The sequence below is a fragment of the Klebsiella sp. M5al genome (assembly GCF_002090195.1).
Classification (GTDB): domain Bacteria; phylum Pseudomonadota; class Gammaproteobacteria; order Enterobacterales; family Enterobacteriaceae; genus Klebsiella; species Klebsiella grimontii.
Map to the genome: position 1 here is coordinate 2,855,972 of NZ_CP020657.1, position 20,513 is coordinate 2,876,484.

General features: G+C 58.5%; 18 protein-coding genes and 1 pseudogene. 11 read left to right on the forward strand and 8 right to left on the reverse strand.

Going from position 1 to position 20,513, the window contains the following annotated elements:
- Positions 1-4 precede the first annotated feature (4 nt).
- Positions 5-843 (reverse strand): annotated as a pseudogene (locus BWI76_RS13685) (IclR family transcriptional regulator C-terminal domain-containing protein).
- 172 nt (positions 844-1,015) lie between these two features.
- On the opposite strand from BWI76_RS13685, the gene BWI76_RS13690 reads away from it, so the two are divergent.
- The 7 genes from BWI76_RS13690 (at position 1,016) to benD (ending at position 7,264) form a co-directional block, all read left to right on the forward strand.
- A complete protein-coding gene (locus tag BWI76_RS13690; protein WP_162685322.1) occupies positions 1,016-2,182 on the forward strand; it encodes a muconate cycloisomerase family protein in 1,167 nt (388 codons plus the stop codon).
- Positions 2,183-2,194: 12 nt separating this feature from the next.
- On the forward strand, positions 2,195-2,485 hold the full coding sequence (gene catC, locus BWI76_RS13695) for a muconolactone Delta-isomerase (protein ID WP_004138111.1): 291 nt from the start codon (positions 2,195-2,197) through the stop codon (positions 2,483-2,485).
- A gap of 70 nt (positions 2,486-2,555) precedes the next feature.
- Complete coding sequence (catA, locus tag BWI76_RS13700; RefSeq protein ID WP_004138110.1) at positions 2,556-3,482, forward strand: catechol 1,2-dioxygenase; 927 nt, start codon at positions 2,556-2,558, stop codon at positions 3,480-3,482.
- A 105-nt stretch (positions 3,483-3,587) separates the two neighbouring features.
- Positions 3,588-4,970: a Rieske 2Fe-2S domain-containing protein gene (locus BWI76_RS13705; RefSeq protein WP_004138109.1), complete on the forward strand. Its 1,383-nt coding sequence runs from the start codon at positions 3,588-3,590 to the stop codon at positions 4,968-4,970.
- Positions 4,970-5,455: a benzoate 1,2-dioxygenase small subunit gene (gene benB / locus BWI76_RS13710; protein WP_024358234.1), complete on the forward strand. Its 486-nt coding sequence runs from the start codon at positions 4,970-4,972 to the stop codon at positions 5,453-5,455. Before BWI76_RS13705 ends, benB begins: the two co-directional genes overlap by 1 nt.
- Positions 5,456-5,464: 9 nt before the next feature.
- On the forward strand, positions 5,465-6,481 hold the full coding sequence (gene benC / locus BWI76_RS13715) for a benzoate 1,2-dioxygenase electron transfer component BenC (RefSeq protein WP_004138105.1): 1,017 nt from the start codon (positions 5,465-5,467) through the stop codon (positions 6,479-6,481).
- Between the two features lie 9 nt (positions 6,482-6,490).
- Positions 6,491-7,264: a benzoate diol dehydrogenase BenD gene (gene benD / locus BWI76_RS13720; RefSeq protein WP_004138104.1), complete on the forward strand. Its 774-nt coding sequence runs from the start codon at positions 6,491-6,493 to the stop codon at positions 7,262-7,264.
- Here the strand turns inward: benD and yddG are convergent.
- The gene (gene yddG / locus BWI76_RS13725) at positions 7,261-8,139 is read right to left on the reverse strand and encodes an aromatic amino acid DMT transporter YddG (protein ID WP_004138101.1); all 879 of its coding nucleotides are present in this window, start codon (positions 8,137-8,139) and stop codon (positions 7,261-7,263) included. The genes benD and yddG overlap by 4 nt on opposite strands.
- Before the next feature lie 227 nt (positions 8,140-8,366).
- On the opposite strand from yddG, the gene fdnG reads away from it, so the two are divergent.
- From fdnG to fdnI, 3 genes are read left to right on the forward strand one after another with little or no spacing between them, the layout of a single operon-like run.
- A complete protein-coding gene (gene fdnG, locus BWI76_RS13740) occupies positions 8,367-11,414 on the forward strand; it encodes a formate dehydrogenase-N subunit alpha (protein ID WP_102649835.1) in 3,048 nt (1,015 codons plus the stop codon).
- A gap of 11 nt (positions 11,415-11,425) precedes the next feature.
- Positions 11,426-12,310, forward strand: coding sequence for a formate dehydrogenase subunit beta (gene fdxH / locus BWI76_RS13745; protein ID WP_024358231.1), 885 nt, complete (start codon positions 11,426-11,428; stop codon positions 12,308-12,310).
- On the forward strand, positions 12,303-12,959 hold the full coding sequence (fdnI, locus tag BWI76_RS13750; RefSeq protein ID WP_024358230.1) for a formate dehydrogenase-N subunit gamma: 657 nt from the start codon (positions 12,303-12,305) through the stop codon (positions 12,957-12,959). Before fdxH ends, fdnI begins: the two co-directional genes overlap by 8 nt.
- Positions 12,960-13,000: 41 nt before the next feature.
- Here the strand turns inward: fdnI and BWI76_RS13755 are convergent, their stop codons facing one another.
- Entirely contained in the window at positions 13,001-13,324 is a 324-nt protein-coding gene (locus tag BWI76_RS13755; protein ID WP_004138090.1) for a CcdB family protein, read from the reverse strand.
- 544 nt (positions 13,325-13,868) lie between these two features.
- Here BWI76_RS13755 and araJ point away from each other — a divergent pair.
- Positions 13,869-15,020, forward strand: coding sequence for an MFS transporter AraJ (gene araJ, locus BWI76_RS13765; RefSeq protein WP_004138087.1), 1,152 nt, complete (start codon positions 13,869-13,871; stop codon positions 15,018-15,020).
- Between the two features lie 5 nt (positions 15,021-15,025).
- On the opposite strand, the gene BWI76_RS13770 is transcribed toward araJ, so the two are convergent.
- From BWI76_RS13770 to BWI76_RS13790, 5 genes are read right to left on the reverse strand one after another with little or no spacing between them, the layout of a single operon-like run.
- Complete coding sequence (locus tag BWI76_RS13770; RefSeq protein WP_064371751.1) at positions 15,026-16,117, reverse strand: alkylhydroperoxidase domain protein; 1,092 nt, start codon at positions 16,115-16,117, stop codon at positions 15,026-15,028.
- 9 nt (positions 16,118-16,126) lie between these two features.
- Positions 16,127-17,116, reverse strand: coding sequence for a putative FMN-dependent luciferase-like monooxygenase (locus BWI76_RS13775; protein WP_064371752.1), 990 nt, complete (start codon positions 17,114-17,116; stop codon positions 16,127-16,129).
- Positions 17,113-18,717, reverse strand: coding sequence for a dipeptide ABC transporter ATP-binding protein (locus tag BWI76_RS13780; RefSeq protein ID WP_064371753.1), 1,605 nt, complete (start codon positions 18,715-18,717; stop codon positions 17,113-17,115). Before BWI76_RS13780 ends, BWI76_RS13775 begins: the two co-directional genes overlap by 4 nt.
- The gene (locus BWI76_RS13785; RefSeq protein WP_049090366.1) at positions 18,714-19,565 is read right to left on the reverse strand and encodes an ABC transporter permease; all 852 of its coding nucleotides are present in this window, start codon (positions 19,563-19,565) and stop codon (positions 18,714-18,716) included. The genes BWI76_RS13780 and BWI76_RS13785 overlap by 4 nt, the downstream gene beginning before the upstream one ends.
- On the reverse strand, positions 19,562-20,506 hold the full coding sequence (locus BWI76_RS13790) for an ABC transporter permease (RefSeq protein ID WP_064371754.1): 945 nt from the start codon (positions 20,504-20,506) through the stop codon (positions 19,562-19,564). Before BWI76_RS13790 ends, BWI76_RS13785 begins: the two co-directional genes overlap by 4 nt.
- Positions 20,507-20,513: the final 7 nt, after the last annotated feature.

A 20,513-nucleotide genomic window follows, 5' to 3' on the forward strand; every position in this document is an offset into this window, starting at 1 on the left:
TCCTTTATAGCTGAAGAGAAAGCGCCATCGCCGCCCGCCGTAACGGGGCCAGGGCTTTCTCTTTCAACGCCGCGGCGTTGGTGCTGCCTGCGGGAACGCCAACGTTAAGCGCCGCTACCACCTGGCCGCTGCGGGAAAGCAGCGGTACCGCCAGCGAACACAATCCCACCTCAATTTGCCGATCGGCGAGCGCGTAGCCTTGCATGCGCACTCTGGCAATCTCTTCGCGTAATCCCGGTATATCGCAGAGGGTATGCGGGGTATAGCGGATTAAATTTGCCCGTGACAGTGTCACCTCTAGCTGCTCTTCTGGCAATGCGCTCAGCAGGACTCGTCCCATGGAAGTCGCCCATGCCGGCAGGCGGCTGCCGCGGCCGATATCCACGCTGAGCAAATTATTCACCGCCGTGCGGGCGATATACAGAACGTTATCGCCGTCCAGCGTGGCGGCGGAACAGGACTCTCCCAGGTTTTTACCCAGCGTATCCAGCGCGCTCTGCGCGACTTTAGCCAGCGGCGTTCCGGCCAGATAAGCGTGGCCCACCGCCAGTACGCGAGGCAGCAGTTCATAGCTGCGGCCATCCGGACTGTGCACCATCCCCAGCGCGGCAAGGGTATACAGACAGCGGCGCACTGCCGCGCGTGAGATCTGCGTTTTCTGGCTAAGCTGGGAGATGGTCAGGCGCTGCCGCTGGGGGCTAAACGCGTTCAGCACCTCCAGACCGCGCGCCAGGGATAACATAAAGTTAGGGCCGTGTTCAGCCTGGCGGGCGCTGAGTGTGCCAGGTTGTTTTTCGCTCATATAACCCCCTCGATTGTTGAAGATATAGGCTCACGGAGCATCACTATATCGCGGGTAAAAAACGCGGGGATTCCTGGTGCTGGTTTTACCACGCCGATCACATTATTAACCTCAACTTAACAACTGCGTCGATAATCGCACAACATTTCGATTATCGCCGTTGACCCTCTCCATTGCGCAGTCCTATTGTCATCAGCATCGTTACCCCACGTTATGAACCGGGGTAGGAAAAGTTATGTATTTCATCACCAGGAAAAAAAGATGACCGCGACCATTGAACGTATTGAAAGCTGGTTGGTAGATATCCCGACCATTCGGCCGCATAAACTCTCCATGACCACGATGGGCTGTCAGACGCTGGCGATAATCCGGGTTACCCGCTCGGATGGCATTTGCGGGATTGGCGAAGCGACCACCATCGGCGGACTCAGCTACGGCGTGGAGAGCCCGGAAGCCATCGTATCGGCGATAAACCACTACCTGACGCCGTTGCTGAAAGGTCAGGCGGCCGATAATTTAAATGCCCTGACCAGCCGTATGGACGGCGCGGTTAAAGGCAATACCTTCGCCAAATCGGCGATTGAAACCGCGTTGCTGGATGCGCAGGGTAAAGCGCTCGGTCTGCCGGTTTCGGCGCTGCTTGGCGGGGCGCTGACGACCTCGCTGCCGGTTCTCTGGACGCTGGCCAGCGGCGACACCGAGAAAGATATTGCCGAGGGCGAAAAGCTTCTTGCGGAGCGCCGCCATCAGGCGTTTAAGCTGAAAATCGGCGCCCGGGCGCTGGAGACCGACCTGCGCCACACGCGCGCGATTGTTGAAGCGCTGGGCGACCGGGCCAGCATCCGCGTCGACGTGAATCAGGCGTGGGACGCCACCGTAGCGGCAAAAGGCTGCCGCGAGCTGGCGGCGATGGGCGTGGATTTGATTGAACAGCCGGTCGGCGCTCAGGATAACGCTGCGCTGGTGCGCCTCAGTCATCATATCGACACGGCCATTCTGGCCGATGAAGCGGTGGCGACCCACTACGATGGATATCGCCTGGCGCAGCAGGGGTTTAGCGGCGCCTATGCGCTGAAGATTGCCAAAGCGGGGGGGCCCAATAGCGTACTGGCGCTGGCGAAAGTTGCGCAAGCAGCGGGAATTGGGCTTTACGGCGGCACGATGCTTGAGGGAACCGTTGGCACCCTGGCCTCTCTGCACGCCTGGTCTACGCTCCCCCTGCAGTGGGGCAGCGAGATGTTTGGCCCGCTGTTGCTGAAGGACGATATTGTCAGCGTCCCGCTCACCTTTGCCGAGGGCGAGGTGACGCTGCCGCAAACGCCGGGTCTTGGCGTTGAACTGGATGAAGACAAGCTGCGCTTCTATAGCCGCAAAGGATAAGCGAGGATTAGTATGCTATTTAAAGTCGATATGACCGTGAATATTCCGCTGGGATTTCCTGCTGACGAAATAGAGGAAATTAAGCTGCGAGAAAAAAATTATTCACAGCAGCTGCAGCGTGAAGGTAAGTGGCGGCATATTTGGCGCGTCGCCGGTCTTTACGCCAATGTCAGTATTTTTGATGTGAAAGATGCTGAAGAATTGCATCAAATCTTAATGGCTTTACCACTATATCCCTTTATGCAAATTCGCGTGGAGGCGCTCTGTCGTCATCCCTCCTCGATTCGCGAAGACGACCGTTAATAAATAATAATCACTAACCTCGCGCCGAAGAAATTCGGCGAATATCCTACAATGATAAGTGAGACTAATTATGAGTAATGCATTCGTACAACCAGATGCTGTGCAAAATTTATTGCGCGAAAGCGCGGGCTTAAATATTAGCGGCGGCGACGAACGTTTTAAAACGATTATTCACCGCCTGCTGGAAAACATCTGTACGCTGATTGATGACTATAACATCACTGAAGAAGAGTTCTGGCATGCGGTGAATTATCTGCATGAATTAGGCGGGCGCCAGGAAGCGGCGCTGCTGGCGGCAGGCCTCGGACTGGAACACTTTCTCGACCTGCGCCAGGACGCTATCGACGCCGCGGAGCAGCGGGAAACCGGCACCCCTCGCACCATTGAAGGCCCGCTGTACGTGGCGAACGCGCCGCTGGCCGACGGACATACCCGTATGGATGATGGTAAAGATGCGGGGGAAGTGATGTGGCTTTACGGCCAGGTCAACGACACTCAGGGCCGCCCGGTTGCCAACGCTATCGTTGATATCTGGCACGCCAACACCCTTGGGAACTACTCTTTCTTTGATAAAAGCCAGAGTGAATACAACCTGCGTCGCCGTATCCGTACCGGCGCCGATGGCCGCTACAGCGTGCGCAGCATAATGCCTTCCGGCTACGGCTGCCCGCCGGATGGACCGACGCAAAAGCTGCTTAACCAACTGGGGCGCCACGGTAATCGTCCGGCGCATATCCACTTCTTCGTCTCTGCGCCAGGTTATAAACATTTGACCAGCCAGATTAATCTCAACGGTGACAAATATCTATGGGATGATTTCGCGTTCGCTACCCGCGATGGCCTGATTGCCGACCCGGTAAAAGTAAGCGACCGCGAGCTTATTCAGCAGCGCGAACTGGATGGGGAACATACTGAAGTACGCTTTGATTTTACCCTGTGTAAAGCGCTTAACGCCGATGAAGAACAGCGCGGTACGCGCCTGCGCGCACAGGAATAAAACGCTGCGTTAATGCTATTCTCCGGCCATATCGTGGCCGGAGAATAAAACGAAATTACGAGTTCTCTTTTTTCTATTCCTGAATTATGCAGGAGGGGCCGACTCATGCAAAAAACGTTCGCCAGATTAAAAGATAAAATCAGCAATGCATTAATTGTTGATCGTGAAAAACATATTTATCGCTGCCATCGCTCAATATTTACCGACCCGCAGTTATTTGATTTTGAAATGAAGCATATCTTCGAAGGCAATTGGCTGTTCCTTGCCCATGAGAGCCAGATTGCGCAGCCAGGAGATTATTACACTCTGACCCTTGGGCGCCAGCCGGTGATAATAACCCGCGATAAAAAGAATGAGCTACATGCGCTAATTAACAGCTGCGCCCATCGCGGAGCGATGTTATGTCGGCGCAAAACCGGTAATAAAAATTCATTGACCTGCCCGTTTCACGGCTGGACGTTCAGCAATAACGGCAAGCTATTAAAAGCCAAAGATGAAAGCACCGGTGGTTACCCGGACAGCTTCAAACAGGAAGGCTCTCATGATTTAACAAAGCTGCCAAAGTTTCAATCGTATCGCGGGTTTCTGTTCGGTAGCCTGAATGCTGATGTGCAGCCGTTGGAGGAGTATCTCGGCGAAACCCGCAAAATTATCGATCTGATCGTCGACCAGGCGCCGCAAGGGCTGGAGGTACTTAAAGGTTCGTCGAGCTATGTTTACGAAGGCAACTGGAAGCTGGGGGCGGAAAACGGCGCTGATGGCTATCACGTCAGCGTGGTGCACTGGAACTACGCTTCCACCATGTCGCGCCGCAACTACGAAGCGGAAGGAACGCACGCGGTAGACGCAAACGGCTGGTCGAAAAGCGTCGGCGGCGGATACGGCTTTGAGAATGGGCATATGCTGCTCTGGACCCGGGCGCTTAATCCGGAAGTGCGCCCGGTCTATGAACATCGCGAACGTCTGCGGGCGGAATTCGGCGAGTCTCGCGCCGATCGGATGGTCAACGAAACGCGCAACCTGTGCCTCTATCCGAACGTCTACCTGATGGATCAGTTTTCGACGCAGATCCGCGTGATCCGCCCCATTGCGGTGGATAAAACCGAAGTCACCATCTGGTGCTTCGCCCCGAGAGGTGAATCTGACCAGGCGCGAGCGCTGCGTATCCGCCAGTATGAGGATTTCTTCAACGTTAGCGGCATGGGGACGCCTGACGATCTGGAAGAGTTCAGCGCCTGTCAGCGCGGTTATCTCGGCGAGAATCTGGCATGGAGCGACCTCAGCCGCGGGGCGCTGCACTGGGTCGACGGCCCTGACGACCACGCCTTGCAGGCGGGCTTTAGCCCGCAGCTAAGCGGAGTGAAATCGGAAGATGAAGCGCTGTATATCGCCCATCATCATCACTGGCAAAACGTGATGCTGGCGGCGCTGGAAACAGAGCGGCAGCGCTACGACCAGTCGATCACTCAACGCGTGGAGGTGGCCTGATGCTGACTCTCGAACAGGTTCGCCAGTTTCTTTATTACGAAGCCCGTCTGCTGGACGATCGCCAGTGGGATGAATGGCTGAACTGCTACAGCCCGCAGGTGGTGTACTGGATGCCCGCCTGGGGCGATGACGACCAGCTTACCCGCGATCCGCAGCGCGAAATTTCGCTGATTTACTACCCGAACCGCGATGGCCTCGAAGACCGGGTATACCGCATCAAAACGGAACGCTCCGGGGCCAGCACGCCGGAACCGCGAACCACCCACATGATCGGCAACGTTGAGCGGCTTGGCGAAACCGAACAGGGGATGGAGGTGCGCTACAACTGGGTCACCTACTGTCATCGCTATCAGCAGACGGATACCTGGTTTGGCTCTACCTGCTGCACGCTGATTGAAAGTGCCGGCAAACCGCAGATTATCCGTAAAACCGTGCGGCTGAATAACGATTACATCCGTCAGGTGATTGACGTTTACCACATTTAAGAGGCGTTTATGACCTTTAATATTGCTCTCAATTTTGAAGACGGCATCACCCGCTTTATTCAATGCCATGCCGGGGAAAAAGTGCTGGATGCCGCCTATCGTCAGCAGGTGAATCTGCCGATGGATTGCTCGGACGGCGTCTGCGGCACCTGCAAGTGCCGCTGCGTCAGCGGCGAATATGGTTTGGGTGACGATTTTCTTGAAGAGGCGCTCAGCGAGGACGAAGCCGCAGAGCGTCAGGTGCTGACCTGTCAGATGGTGCCAACCAGCGATTGCGTCATTGATGTTCCGGCCGCGGCGGCCCAGTGCAAAACCGCGCTGGCAAGCCTGGGCGCAGCGGTAAAACAGGTAAATCTACTGTCGGACACCGCCATTGAGCTGGTCGTTGTGCTGGATGAACCGCTGGATTTTCTGCCGGGCCAGTACATCAATATTGAGGTGCCAGGAACGCCGCAGGCGCGCGCCTATTCGTTTAGCTCTCTACCGGGCTCGCGTGAGGGGAGCTTTCTGATCCGTAACGTGCCCGGCGGCTTGATGAGTCAGTGGCTGACGCAGCGGGCCAGCCCCGGCGATCGTCTGACGCTAAGCGGTCCGATGGGCAGCTTTTATCTGCGCGGCGGCGAGCGTCCACTGTTGCTGCTCGCGGGGGGCACCGGCTTAGCGCCGCTGCTCTCGATGCTGCAAACGCTGGTTATGCAGCGCAGCACCCGGCCCGTCACCTTGCTCTATGGCGTGACCCGCGACTGCGACCTGGTGAAAACTGATGCGCTCGAAGCATTTACCGGCCAGCTTCCGGCCTATCGCTGGCTGCCGGTGGTTGCCGACGCGCAAAGCGGATGCCCGCAGCGCGGTTTTGTGACCGAACATCTCGATGACGCGATACTCAACGATGGCGATGTGGATATCTATCTGTGCGGGCCGCCGCCGATGGTCAATGCGGTAGCCACGGCGCTGCGCGAGAGAGGCGTTTCGCCGGCGGGTTTCTGGTATGAAAAATTTATCGCCAGCCAGAGCGCGGCGGCATAAGGAGCAACGATGCGATTTAGCAATAAAGTCGTGGCCATTACCGGCGCCGCGCAGGGGATAGGCCGACAGACGGCTGAGCAGGCGGCGCGTGAGGGCGCCCGGCTGCTGTTGATTGACCGTTCTCGTTATGTTCACGAACTGGCGGCGGCGCTGAACGACTCCGGCAGCGAAGCGCTGGCGCTGGAGGCCGATCTTGAGCAATGGGAAAGCACCGAGCGGGCGTTTGCCGAAGGGGTGGCTCATTTTGGTCGCCTTGACGTGCTGATTAACAACGTCGGCGGCACCATCTGGGCGCGGCCGTTTGCCGAATATCAGCCGCAGCAGATTGAGAAGGAGATTCGCCGCTCGCTGTTCCCGACCCTGTGGGGCTGTCGGGCTGCGCTACCGTGGATGCTCAGGCAGGGAAAGGGAAGCATCGTCAATATTTCGTCCGTGGCGACGGCGGGAGTGAACCGGGTACCTTATTCCGCAGCGAAAGGCGGCGTTAACGCGCTGACCCGTTCGCTGGCCCTGGAATATAGCGCAAACGGGATCCGTATTAATGCCGTGGCACCGGGGGGAACCGAGGCGCCTGCGCGCCTGACGCCGCGTAATGAAGAGCAGCCGACGGCGCAAGAGCAGAAGTGGTATCAGCAGGTGGTGGATCAGACGGTGGCGAGCAGCCTGATGCATCGCTACGGTACGCTGGCGGAACAGGCCAATGCCATCCTGTTTCTCGCCAGCGATGAGGCCAGCTATATTACCGGCGTGACGTTGCCCGTCGCCGGGGGCGACCTCGGTTAGCGCCGGGTCGCCTGCCAGCAGAGCAGGGAGCCGATACATACCATCCCGGCGCCCTGCCAGAACGACCACGACAGCGCGGCGCTGAGCAGTACCGCCGCCAGCGCCGATGAGAGCACCGGGGTAAAGTAAGAGGCGGCGGCCAGCAGGCTGACGTTGCCGTGCAGGATCCCGACGTTCCACGCCGCGTAGCCAAACCCCAGGGCGACGGACAGCGCGATCAGCTTGATCGTCACCGGCCAGCTAAAGACCATCGGCGGCTGCTCGCTGAACAGGAATTTCAGCCACAGGGTCAGGGCGGTGAGCAGAACAAACAGGGTAATCCCGTTTTTGCCCTTGGCGTATTTCGCGGTGACCGTGCAGTAGGCCGCCCAGATAAACGCGCCGATAAACGCCAAAATATAGCTCAGCGGGCTGGAGACCACGTTGCTGATAATTTCGTCTATATTCAGACCATGCTCACCGCCTAATACCCAGGTGACGCCAAATATAGCGAGGAATAAACCGGGGATAACCAGCCAGCTGCTTTTTTGGCCGTTAAACAGAATGGCGAATAAAATCGTCAGGCTGGGCCACAGATAATTGACCATGCCCACTTCAATAGCCTGTTGGCGGGTACCAGCTAAGCCAACCGACAGCGCCAGGCAAATTTCATAGCTGACGAACAACAGGCTCCCCGCCAGTAAATAGGGGCGGGGGATCTGGCGTATTTGTGGGAAGCCGACGGTAAAGATCAGCAACATGCCGCTCAGGCTGTAGAGCATCGCCGCGCCGCCCACCGGGCCAAGGCCTTCGCTGACGCCACGAATCAGCCCGACCATGGTGCTCCAGAGTACGATAGCGGCCAATCCAATGAGCGTGGCTCTCTTTTTCTCCATATTTAACCTGATGTTGGTTCAAACGCAGTCGGGTTTTATAACACTTTTTACGCCCGCCGGGGGGGATATTTTCCGCCATGCTTAATACTATCGGAGTAATAAAAATTGGCGTCGCTGACTATTAAGGGGGCGTCAGTTTTCGACATTGATTTGACGCAAATAAAACAGGGATATTGCTGTTAGTTTTGCCCTCCGCGATGAATAAACATCCCGCATGGAGGGGAACAATGGACGTCAGCCGCAGAAAGTTTTTTAAAATCTGCGCAGGCGGTATGGCCGGAACAACAGCCGCTGCTTTGGGGTTTGCGCCCAAAATGGCTCTGGCTCAGGCGCGTAATTACAAGCTGCTGCGCGCTAAAGAGATCCGCAACACCTGCACATACTGCTCCGTAGGCTGCGGGCTATTAATGTATAGCCTGGGCGACGGCGCGAAGAACGCGAAAGAAGCGCTTTATCACATCGAGGGGGACCCGGATCATCCGGTAAGCCGCGGCGCGCTGTGCCCGAAAGGGGCCGGGCTGCTGGACTACGTCCACAGCGATAACCGCCTGCGCTACCCGCAATACCGCGCGCCGGGTGCGGATAAATGGCAGCGCATCTCCTGGGATGAGGCGTTTGAGCGTATCGCCAGGCTGATGAAAGCCGACCGCGACGCCAACTTTATGGAGAAAAACGAGCAGGGCGTCACGGTAAACCGCTGGCTTACCACCGGGATGCTGTGCGCCTCGGCGGCCAGCAACGAGACCGGCATGCTGACGCAGAAGTTTGTGCGTTCCCTCGGTATGCTGGCGGTAGACAACCAGGCGCGCGTCTGACACGGACCAACGGTAGCAAGTCTTGCTCCAACATTTGGTCGCGGTGCGATGACCAACCACTGGGTGGATATCAAAAACGCCAACGTCGTGGTAGTGATGGGCGGTAACGCCGCCGAAGCCCATCCGGTGGGATTCCGCTGGGCGATGGAAGCGAAAAACAACAACGATGCGACGTTGATTGTCGTCGATCCGCGCTTTACGCGTACGGCGTCGGTGGCCGATATCTATGCGCCGATTCGTTCCGGCACCGACATTACCTTTCTGTCGGGCGTACTGCTGTACCTGATCGAAAACAACAAAATCAACGCCGAGTACGTGAAGCACTACACCAACGCCAGCCTGCTGGTGCGCGACGATTTTGCCTTCGAAGACGGCCTGTTCAGCGGCTACGATGCTGAAAAGCGTCAGTACGATAAATCGTCGTGGAACTATCAGTTCGACGAAAACGGCTACGCCCTGCGCGATGAAACCCTGCAGCATCCGCGCTGCGTATGGAATCTGCTCCGGCAGCACGTTTCTCGCTATACGCCGGAGGTGGTGGAGAATATCTGCGGCACGCCGAAGGCCGATTTCCTCAAGGTGTGCGCAGTGCTGGCCTCAACCAGCGCGGCGGACCGGACCACCACCTTCCTTTACGCGCTGGGCTGGACGCAGCACACCGTCGGGGCGCAGAACATCCGCACCATGGCGATGATCCAGCTGCTGCTCGGTAATATGGGGATGGCGGGCGGCGGCGTGAATGCGCTGCGCGGGCACTCCAACATTCAGGGGCTTACCGATTTAGGGCTGCTGTCGACCAGCCTGCCGGGCTACCTGACGCTGCCGTCGGAACAACAGACCGATCTGCAAAGCTATCTGACGGCGAATACGCCGAAAGCGCTGCTGGCGGACCAGGTGAACTACTGGAGCAACTATCCGAAATTCTTCGTCAGCCTGATGAAATCGTTCTACGGCGATGCGGCGCAAAAAGAGAACGACTGGGGCTTTAACTGGCTGCCGAAGTGGGACCAGGCTTACGACGTCATCAAGTACTTCAATATGATGGATAACGGCAAGGTGACGGGATATCTCTGCCAGGGCTTCAATCCGGTGGCTTCGTTCCCGGATAAAAACAAGGTGGTCCGCAGCCTGAGCAAGCTGAAGTACATGGTGGTGATCGACCCGCTGGTGACGGAAACGTCGACCTTCTGGCAAAACCACGGTGAGTCGAACGATGTCGATCCGGCGGCGATTCAGACCGAAGTTTTCCGCCTGCCGTCTACCTGCTTCGCCGAAGAGGATGGTTCGATCGCCAACTCCGGGCGCTGGCTGCAGTGGCACTGGAAAGGTCAGGACGCGCCGGGGGAAGCGCGCAACGACGGCGAAATCCTTGCCGGGATTTACCACCGTCTGCGCGAGATGTATCGCACCGAGGGCGGCAAAGGCGCCGAGCCGTTGCTGAAGATGGGCTGGCGCTATAAGCAGCCGGATCATCCGCAATCGGAAGAGGTGGCCAAAGAGAACAACGGCTACGCGCTGGACGATCTCTACGACGCAAACGGCGCGCTGCTGGCGAAGAAGGGCCAGTTGCTGAACAGCTTTGCGCTGCTGCGCGATGACGGCACCACCGCTTCATCCTGTTGGATCTATACCGGCAGCTGGACCGAGCAGGGCAACCAGATGGCCAACCGCGATAACGCCGATCCGTCAGGTCTTGGCAATACGCTCGGCTGGGCGTGGGCGTGGCCGCTCAACCGGCGGGTGCTGTATAACCGCGCGTCGGCGGATATCAACGGCAAGCCGTGGGATGCGAAGCGGATGCTGATCCGCTGGAACGGCAGCAAGTGGGTCGGCAACGATATTGCGGACTTTAATAACGCCCCGCCGGGCAGCAAAACCGGGCCGTTTATTATGCAGCAAGAGGGGATGGGACGACTGTTTGCGCTGAATAAGCTGGCGGAAGGCCCGTTCCCGGAACACTACGAGCCGATGGAAACGCCCCTTGGCACCAACCCGCTGCACCCGAACGTGGTCTCCAGCCCGGTGGTGCGACTGTACGAAGAGGATGCCCTGCGCTTAGGCAAGAAGGAGCAATTCCCCTACGTCGGTACCACCTATCGTCTGACCGAGCATTTCCACACCTGGACCAAGCATGCGCTGCTCAACGCCATCGCGCAGCCGGAGCAGTTTGTTGAAATCAGCGAAGGCCTTGCGCGAGCGAAGGGGATTGCCAACGGCGATCGGGTCACGGTCAGCAGCAAGCGCGGCTTTATTCGCGCGGTGGCGGTGGTGACGCGTCGTCTGCACACGCTCAACGTTAACGGTCAGCAGGTGGAAACCGTCGGTATCCCGCTGCACTGGGGTTTTGAAGGGGTAGCCCGCAAAGGTTACATCGCCAACACCCTGACGCCGAACGTCGGGGATTCCAACTCGCAAACGCCGGAGTATAAGGCGTTTCTGGTCAACATCGAGAAAGCGTAAGGAGCGAATCAATGGCGATGGAAACCCAGGACATCATTAAACGCTCCGCCACCAACCCGATAACTCCCGCGCCGCGCGCGCGGGATTTTAAGGCGGAAGTGGCAAAGCTGATTGATGTCTCCTCCTGCGTGGGCTGTAAAGCCTGCCAGGTGGCCTGTTCCGAGTGGAACGATATTCGCGATGACGTGGGGCACTGCGTCGGCGTGTACGACAATCCCGCCGATCTGAGCGCCAAATCCTGGACGGTGATGCGTTTTAGCGAAACCGAACAGAACGGCAAGCTGGAGTGGCTGATACGCAAAGACGGCTGTATGCACTGCGAGGACCCGGGCTGCCTGAAAGCGTGCCCGTCCGCCGGGGCGATTATTCAGTACGCCAACGGCATCGTCGATTTTCAGCAGGAGAACTGCATCGGCTGCGGCTATTGCATCGCCGGGTGCCCCTTTAACGTCCCGCGCCTCAATAAAGAGGATAACCGGGTTTATAAGTGCACCCTGTGCGTTGACCGGGTCAGCGTCGGCCAGGAGCCGGCCTGCGTGAAAACCTGCCCAACCGGCGCGATTCATTTCGGCAGCAAGCAAGAGATGCTCGAGGTGGCCAACGAGCGGGTGGAAAAACTGAAGAAGCGCGGCTATTCCCATGCCGGGGTGTATAACCCGCCGGGCGTCGGCGGCACGCACGTGATGTACGTGCTGCATCATGCCGACCAACCGGAGCTATACCATAACCTGGCGAAAGAACCGCAGATCGATACCGCGATCAACCTGTGGAAAGGGGCGCTGAAGCCGCTCTCGGCGGTCGGGTTTATCGCCACCTTTGCCGGGCTGATTTATCACTACATTGGGATTGGGCCGAACAAAGAAGCGGATGACGATGAGGAGGATCACGATGAGTAAATCGAAAATGATTGTGCGCACGAAGTTTATTGACCGCGCCTGTCACTGGACGGTCGTCATCAGCTTCTTCCTGGTGGCGCTCTCGGGGATCTCATTTTTCTTCCCGACGCTGCAGTGGCTGACCGAAACCTTCGGTACGCCGCAGATGGGCCGTATTCTGCATCCGTTCTTCGGCGTGCTGATTTTCGTGGCCCTGATGTTTATGTTTGTACGCTTTGTCCACCACAATATTCCTGACAGGCAGGATATTCCCTGGCTCAAGGGGATTATTGAGGTGCTGAAAGGCAACGAGCATAAAGTGGCGCGGGTAGGGAAATATAACGCCGGGCAGAAAATGATGTTCTGGACCATTATGAGCATGATTTTTGTGCTGCTGGTGACCGGGGTGATCATCTGGCGACCCTGGTTTGCCCACTATTTTCCGATTCAGGTGATTCGCTATAGCCTGCTGATTCACGCGACCTCGGCGATTATTCTTATTCACGCGATTCTTATTCATATGTATATGGCGTTCTGGGTTAAAGGATCGATTAAGGGAATGGTTGAGGGGAAGGTGAGTCGCCGCTGGGCGAAGAAGCATCATCCGCGCTGGTATCGCGAGGTGGAGCGTCAGGAAGCGAAGAAAGAGAGCTGCGAAGGACTGAAATAAGTTCTGCGTCGTAAACCCGCTCCGGTTAAACCCGGAGCGGGTCAGGTATTGGTGATAAGGGCGTCAATGGCGGAAATCACTTCGCCTCTGGCGCTTTTTAAGCTACCGATAAAATCTTCGCGCTTGATCAGCTTATTGTTAAGGTTCGTCATCATCGGCGAACAAAGCATAAACGTTTCAAATTCAATATTGACCTCAGGAACTAAAGGATGCTGCCATAGTGGCAGATGAGCATTACGCATCAGGGGAATAATTACCCTGGTGGGTAGGTCTTCATAAAAATCATTTTGCACAATCATAAAATAGGGTAGAGAGTTCTTCGTTTGCGAAGAAGGGTTCCGATAAACGTCGAATTGCTTAAGCATCAGAGCACCCTGAAGTATTCATCATCGGTGATAGACCCATGCTCGTCGACGAATTCATTCATTAACCGGAACAATTCGTTACGGGGATGCATTGACTGACTTTTAGCTGTGGGTATCGAGGATAAATGGCACTTTTTACTCGTTGATGCCGCCGACTGGAAGCTATCTTCCGCTGTGTATTCTTTCATTATCCTGCCTCCGTGTGGTTAATGTCGCCATTATCAGTCTACTACTTTAAAAAACAATACCGATTGCCCTGGTTAAGTCGCATTTGCGAGACGGGTTCCATTGAAAAGCAACGGCATGAAATGATGAAATTTTAATGGAACCGCGGTTGTGAATTGTTATCGCTATGCCGTTGCTGGCTACTGGGCAGCGGTGGGGCGCGAAATGGCTTTATTCGTTTTTTCCAATCTGCGAATAAGCTTATGAAATAACCGCGCCGTTATATGGATAAAAATGTCACCCGGCGTTTTTATCTGGTTTGCCGCTGGATAATGCACAATAATGCCGTCGGTTTATTTTATAACAAGTGATTAGTTGTATGAAAAAGACTATTTTTTCGTTAGCGCTTGGCACCTTTGGTCTCGGGATGGCGGAATTTGGCATTATGGGCGTATTACCTGAAATCGCTCATGATGTCGGGATATCGATTCCCGCCGCAGGCAATATGATCTCATATTATGCGTTTGGCGTGGTGATCGGCGCGCCGGTGATGGCGCTGTTCTCCAGCCGCTTTTCGTTAAAGTCGGTTATGCTGTTTCTCGTGGCGCTGTGCGTTATCGGCAATGCCATCTTCACTTTATCTTCCAGCTATTCGATGCTGGCGCTGGGCCGTCTGATCTCCGGCTTCCCGCACGGCGCATTCTTTGGCGTGGGGGCGATTATCCTGTCAAAAATCGCCCCGCCAGGAAAGGTGACGGCGGCGGTGGCGGGGATGATCGCCGGGATGACGGTCGCCAATTTGCTGGGGGTGCCCGCCGGGACCTGGCTCGGCCATCAGTTTAGCTGGCGCTATACTTTTCTGGCGATTGCGGTATTTGATATCGCGGTGCTGGTCTCCATCGCCTGGTGGGTGCCCACGCTGTTTGATAAATCCACGGCGCGCCTGCGCTCGCAGTTTCATTTTTTAAAATTGCCCGCGCCGTGGTTAATTTTTGCCGCCACGATGTTCGGCAATGCCGGCGTATTCGCGTGGTTCAGCTATATTAAGCCGTTTATGATTAACGTCTCCGGTTTCGGTGAGAGCGCCATGATATTCATTATGATGCTGGTGGGCCTCGGAATGGTTCTCGGAAATCTCTTTAGTGGTAAAGTTTCTGTTCGCTACAGCCCGCTGCGTATTGCCGCCGTTACCGATGGCGTTATTGTGGTGACCTTATTATTGATTTTTCTGCTGGCTGAGCATAAAGCCGCCTCATTAACCCTGGCGTTTATTTGCTGCGCGGCGCTGTTCGCCCTGTCGGCGCCGCTGCAAATTCTGCTGCTGCAAAACGCCAAAGGCGGCGAGATGCTGGGCGCGGCGGGCGGCCAGATCGCCTTTAATCTCGGTAGCGCCATCGGCGCGCTGTTTGGCGGAATGATGATTACGGCCGATTTTGGCTGGCGTTCCGTTACCTTACCGGCCGCGCTGCTCTCGTTTCTTGCCCTCAGTTCGCTGCTGATTTATGCCCGCTATCAGCAGCGTCTGGCCTGATTCATTTACTCCTGCCAGGGTTCGCCGAGGGTTAACATTAAACGGTTGGCCCAGGCGAAGAACGCTGCCGATTGCAGTAAATCCAGCTGAGCGAGCGTATCCAGGCCCTGCTGTTCGACCGCGGCAAGGTGGCCGGCGGCCAGGGCGGGCGGGGTAACGGAAATCGCGGCGGCGAAATCGATTTGCGCCTGCCAGCCCGGCGTCTGCCCGTCGCTCAGGTTCTCTCCGGGCGTCACCGCCAGCAGCGTCTCTACCGCCGTTTCATCCTTCGCCAGCTGCGCGGCCTTACGCGCATGCACCGATGCGCAATAAATACAGCCGTTAACTTTGCTCGCTACCGTCGCCGCCAGCTCGCGTTCGGCGCGGGGCAGGCCGCCGGGAGTATAAAAAATGCCTTTGTCGGTTAACGTACGCTGCTCCAGTATCGGCTGGTTACGCGCCAGCAGGCGGAAATAGGGGGAATCGCTGTGGCCGAACTTCGCCAGCAGCGCCTGCTCATCGGGGGAGAATTCCGCCAGCGGTTTAGCCGCCAGCCAGGGCTCCCAGTACAGTTCGTCGCGGGTAAAGCGCACCGGCGCGCGCTTACCGCTGAGGGTTTGCGGCGAGGTATGCCAGAATCCGGCCGCGACCGGGGTTTGTGCGACAGTAATGCTTTTGCCGTTAAGCAGGCGCAGCCCGGTGACCAGCCGACTCTGGAAGCTGACAAAGGCGATAAGCTGGGCGAGGGTGACAATGCCGCGCAGGGTCCATCCGGCGCGGATTAAGGCCTCCAGCGGCGATGGCGTAGCCTCCACAGGCGTAAAGGTTAACAGTCGGGCAAAGGCCAGCGCCGGGGCCAGCCGCGGGGATGTGGGGTCGGCAATACCAAAACCGGCATAGTGGGCAGCCAGCGCATCGCTGTCATGCAGCTTAGCCACCCTGGCGGCAACGGCAAAACGCTCATCGAGCGGAAAGTCGTTATCCTGCTGACCAAACAGCGTTTCATAGCTTCCCTGCGCGTGGCGGGTGGCCGCCTCGCGCGCGGCGCGCGCCGCGGCTAAAGCGGAATCGGGGGCGATCTCTGCCAGTTCGGCCAATATATCCTGACTTAGCGTCATGGTGACTCCTTATCGTAACTGAGGGGCAATGTGCTGAGCGATCAGCTCAAGGGAACGCAGCGTGTCCCGGTGCGATGGTTCAACGGAGTGCACCTGAAACGAAATATCGGTCACCCGCCGCAGCACGCTATCGCGCGCCAGCGAGGCGGCGACGTGCGCGGGGTCGCCGACGTGAGCGTCAAGCTGCGGTAGAAATTCGGTGACGGTGTCACCAATAATTTCATGGCCGGCGGCGCGATGCTGGGCTGCCTGTCTGCGTAAACCGGGTTCGGCGACCTGTAGCGCGTACTCCTGGCTGTCGGCGACGAAGGCGGTACGCGAGGCAAGGATCCTTGCCTCGACGCCCGCGGGCAGCGCGGCGAGATAGGCGTCGATAATCGGATTCTGAATCGCGTCGAGCGGCAGCGTCGGTTGCCCGGCCGGACGCGGCTGAGTGCGCGAGAGCATCAATCCGTGTCCGGCCTGCGCGGCGCGGACCGCGCCGTCGACGGAAAATGTGGCAATCCAGATACGTTCCGCCAGCTGCGGCGCCTGAGGGTAAAGATGATTATCCGGATGGGCGAGCGAATCCCCGCGCCAGGCGCTTTGAATCAGATGCAGATGCTCGGCGAATATCGCGCTGCGCTGGTCAATCGTCAGGCCGAAGGGTAAAAACGAGGTGGGGGTGCCGCCGGAGCCGAAGCCTACCTCCAGCCGTCCATCGGCGAGCAGATCCAGCACCGCCGCATCCTCCGCCACCCGTAGCGGGTTTTCCATCGGCAGGGTGATAATGGCGGTTCCCAGACGAATGCGTTCGGTGTGCGCTGCTGCATGGGCGAGAAAAACCAGCGGCGACGGCAGGCCGCCTTCGTGCTCATGAAAATGGTGCTGCGCAATCCACGCGCTGTCGAACCCCAGGCGTTCGGCGTGGCGAATTTGCTCGGTGGCCAGCCGATAGCGCTCTTTGGGCGTGGCGTGGTCCAGCAGGCGGGTGAAAAAGCCCAGTCGTTTACGCGTCATGCAACCTCCTTGCTCGGGGATGAAAAGTGGGGAATCGCGGCGATAAGCTCGCGGGTATAGTCATGCTGCGGGGCGCTGAACAGCCGGCTGACGTCGCCGTGTTCAACCACCTGGCCCGCCCGCAGCACCGTCACGCTGTGGGCGATACGGCGCACCGTCGCCAAATCGTGAGTGATAAACAGATAGCTCAGCCCGAGCTGCTGCTGAAGCTGCTGCAGCAGGGCGAGAATTTGCGCCTGCACCGTGACGTCCAGCGCTGAGGTCGCTTCATCCAGCACCAGGATCGTTGGCTCAAGGATGAGCGCGCGGGCGATGGCCACCCGCTGCCGCTGGCCGCCGGATAGCTCGCGGGCGGTTCGCGACAGCAGCTCCGGCGCGAGCGCCACGCGGGCGGCGACCGTTTCCACGCGCTGGCGTCTTGTCTCGGCGTTGAGGCGGTCAAAGTTTTTTAACGGCTCTTCGATAATCTCAAACAGCGTTTGCCGCGGATCCAGGGACGCAAAGGGGTTCTGGTAGACGAACTGGATTTTACGCCGCAGCTGGCGGAGCGCCTCGCGGCTGAGATGCCCGGCATCGATACCGTCAATAGCGATATGGCCAACATCGGCCTTTTCGAATCCCAGCAGGATCCGCGCAAGGGTGGTTTTGCCGGAGCCGGACTCGCCGACCAGCGCGTGGGTGCTGCCCCGTTTCACCTCGAAGCTCACGGCGTCCAGCGCCTGTAAATGCGCGCGGCCGAGCGAAAAACGTTTGCTGATGCCCTCTACGCGGATCGCCGGGGTCGCCAGCACGCGCCCGCTGGCCGGGGCAATGGTCAGCGTCGAACCCTGGAGATCGCTGAGCAGTTGGCGGGTATAGGCGTGCTGCGGCGTGCGCACCACATCGCCGGTCGCGCCCTGTTCCTGAATTTCACCGTGGCGAAAGACCAGCAGTCGGTCGGCGCGTTCCGCCGCCAGCGCCAGATCGTGGGTCACGAACAGCACCGCCGTGCCGGACTCCCGGCGCAGCGTATCCAGCAGGTCGAGGATCCGTTTTTGTACCGTCACGTCGAGGGCGCTGGTGGGCTCATCGGCAATGATTAAGTCGGGTTTCAGGGCGATGGCGATAGCGATCAGCACCCGCTGCTTCATACCGCCTGAAAGCTGGTGGGGATATTGATCGATGCGCTGTTCCGGGTGGCTCAGCCCAACCTTCGCCAGCAGCGCCAGCACCTGCGCTTTACGCTCTGCGGCGCTGCTTTGCTGATGCAGGCGCAGGATTTCGCCCACCTGCGCGCCGATAGTTTTTACCGGATTCAGGGAGTTGCCCGGATCCTGAGGCACCAGACTAATCCGCGCGCCGCGAAGGCCGTCGAGGCGTTTGGCGGACCAGCCGCTGATCTCTTCGCCGTTAATCAAGATGCGCCCGCTGTCACGGCGCGCGTTATCGGCCAGCAGGCCAATAATCGCCTGCGCGGTGGTGGTTTTACCTGAACCGGATTCGCCGACGAACGCCAGCATTTCGCCGCGTTTTACCGCAAAACTGACGTCGTGCACCACTTCGCGCCATTCGCGCTGCGAACGATAGCTGATGCGCAGATTCTCGACGGTCAAAACATTCATGGGCGTTCTCCGCTAAATTGACGGCTGATGCGGTTGGCGGCGAGCACCACCGCGATCACCGCAAGGCCGGGAAGGGTGGTGAGCCACCAGGCGGTGGAGAGATAGTTACGGCCCTCGGCGATCAGCAGCCCCCACTCCGGAACCGGCGGCGGCGTGCCGTAGCCGAGAAAACTCAGGGTTGAGAGCGCCAGAATGGCCTGGCCGAACTGGAGGGTGGCAAAAGCCAGTACCGCGGTGAGCGAATTGGGCAGAATATGCCGCCAGAAAACGGCGAAAAAGGTGCCGCCGCTGCCGTACGCCGCTTCGACGAAGTCGCTGTGGCGCACGCGAACCACTTCCGCTCGCGCCAGGCGGGCAAAGCTGGCTATTGCCGCGACGCCGACCGCGACGGCGGCGTTAAGGGTGCCGAAACCGAGCAGGATGATGACCGTCAGCGACAACAATAAAGAGGGGATCGCCAGCAGCACGTCAACCAGCCGCATGATCGCCGACTCCACGCGTCCCGCCAGCGCACCGGCCAGGGTGCCCAGCGCGGTACCGATGAACAGGCCGATCGCCACCGCCGCCAGCGCGGCGGAGAGGGAATGTACGGCGCCGTAAACAATGCGGCTCCACAGATCGCGACCCAGCTGGTCGGTACCCAGCCAGTGGCCGGCCTGCGGCGCCAGCCGCTGGGCGCCGGGAAGGCCCTCCAGCGGGTTATACGCGGTAAACAGCTGCGGGGCGATCGCCATCAGCGCGGCAACGATCGTTACCGTCCATGCCAGCAGCAGGCCGGGCTGAACGCGTAGCGTACGCCAGTTTACCCTGCGGCGGCGCGCGGCGATTGCGTAATCCACCAGGCTCATACGGCACCTCCGATAACGGTTTTCAGGCGCGGGTCGAACAGCGGCATCAGCAGGTCAACCAGCAGGTTAATCAGTACGAAACCGAGGGCGGAGATCATCACCACCGCCTGCAGTACCGCGATATCCTGATTATTGACGGCCTGCTGCGTCAGCAGTCCCAGACCGCCGCGACCAAACACGGTTTCGGTAATCAGCGCTCCGGCGATCAGTTCCCCCAGCAGCAGACCGGCAATATTGAGCACCGGCAGCAGGGCGTTGCCGGTAACGTGCCGCCACAGAACGCCGGTTTCGCTCAGGCCTTTGGCGCGGGCAACGGCGACAAACGGCTGCGCGGCGACCTGATCCAGACTGTGCATCAGGATTTGCGCCAGCGGGGCGGAAATCGGCACCGCGACGGCAATAATGGGCAAAATCAAGCCCTCAACCGGTCCCGGGTTGATCACCGGGATCCAGCGCAGCTGAAAGGAGAACAGCTGAATCAGGGCGATACCGAGCCAGAACGTTGGCAGCGAGATAAACAGCACCGGCAGCGATTGCAGCGCGTTGCTCAGCCAGCGCAGACCCGGTAGCCGTGAGGCGAGGGCGAGGGTGAACGCCAGCGCCACCGCCAGCGCAAAAGCGGGCAGCGCCAGGCTTAATGTCTCCGGCAGGTTGCTGGCGATAAGCGCGCTGACCGGCAGCCCGGCCTGCAGCGAATAGCCAAAATCGCCCCGCAGCATGGCCCATAGCGTGTGGAAATATTGCTTCCACAGCGGGCTATCGGCCCCGTAGGCGAGGCGCATTTCGGCGATCTGCTCGGGGCTCAGTCCCAGATCCGGGTTCTGAAACTTGATCAGTACCGCATCGCCGGGGAGCACCTGCAATAGCGCGAAGGAGAGAGTAAACGCCGCCCACAGCACCAGTAGTCCCTGGCCGGAGCGCCGCAGAAGATAGTGGCTCATCGCAGAC

What these genes read in the sequence shown, in the direction of transcription:
- BWI76_RS13690 (WP_162685322.1), top strand. Translation starts at nt 1,016, where the DNA reads ATGAACCGGGGTAGGAAAAGTTATGTATTTCATCACCAGGAAAAAAAG.
- catC (WP_004138111.1), top strand. Translation starts at nt 2,195, where the DNA reads ATGCTATTTAAAGTCGATATGACCGTGAATATTCCGCTGGGATTTCCT.
- catA (WP_004138110.1), top strand. Translation starts at nt 2,556, where the DNA reads ATGAGTAATGCATTCGTACAACCAGATGCTGTGCAAAATTTATTGCGC.
- BWI76_RS13705 (WP_004138109.1), top strand. Translation starts at nt 3,588, where the DNA reads ATGCAAAAAACGTTCGCCAGATTAAAAGATAAAATCAGCAATGCATTA.
- benB (WP_024358234.1), top strand. Translation starts at nt 4,970, where the DNA reads ATGCTGACTCTCGAACAGGTTCGCCAGTTTCTTTATTACGAAGCCCGT.
- benC (WP_004138105.1), top strand. Translation starts at nt 5,465, where the DNA reads ATGACCTTTAATATTGCTCTCAATTTTGAAGACGGCATCACCCGCTTT.
- benD (WP_004138104.1), top strand. Translation starts at nt 6,491, where the DNA reads ATGCGATTTAGCAATAAAGTCGTGGCCATTACCGGCGCCGCGCAGGGG.
- yddG (WP_004138101.1), bottom strand. Translation starts at nt 8,139, where the DNA reads ATGGAGAAAAAGAGAGCCACGCTCATTGGATTGGCCGCTATCGTACTC.
- fdxH (WP_024358231.1), top strand. Translation starts at nt 11,426, where the DNA reads ATGGCGATGGAAACCCAGGACATCATTAAACGCTCCGCCACCAACCCG.
- fdnI (WP_024358230.1), top strand. Translation starts at nt 12,303, where the DNA reads ATGAGTAAATCGAAAATGATTGTGCGCACGAAGTTTATTGACCGCGCC.
- BWI76_RS13755 (WP_004138090.1), bottom strand. Translation starts at nt 13,324, where the DNA reads ATGCTTAAGCAATTCGACGTTTATCGGAACCCTTCTTCGCAAACGAAG.
- araJ (WP_004138087.1), top strand. Translation starts at nt 13,869, where the DNA reads ATGAAAAAGACTATTTTTTCGTTAGCGCTTGGCACCTTTGGTCTCGGG.
- BWI76_RS13770 (WP_064371751.1), bottom strand. Translation starts at nt 16,117, where the DNA reads ATGACGCTAAGTCAGGATATATTGGCCGAACTGGCAGAGATCGCCCCC.
- BWI76_RS13775 (WP_064371752.1), bottom strand. Translation starts at nt 17,116, where the DNA reads ATGACGCGTAAACGACTGGGCTTTTTCACCCGCCTGCTGGACCACGCC.
- BWI76_RS13780 (WP_064371753.1), bottom strand. Translation starts at nt 18,717, where the DNA reads ATGAATGTTTTGACCGTCGAGAATCTGCGCATCAGCTATCGTTCGCAG.
- BWI76_RS13785 (WP_049090366.1), bottom strand. Translation starts at nt 19,565, where the DNA reads ATGAGCCTGGTGGATTACGCAATCGCCGCGCGCCGCCGCAGGGTAAAC.
- BWI76_RS13790 (WP_064371754.1), bottom strand. Translation starts at nt 20,506, where the DNA reads ATGAGCCACTATCTTCTGCGGCGCTCCGGCCAGGGACTACTGGTGCTG.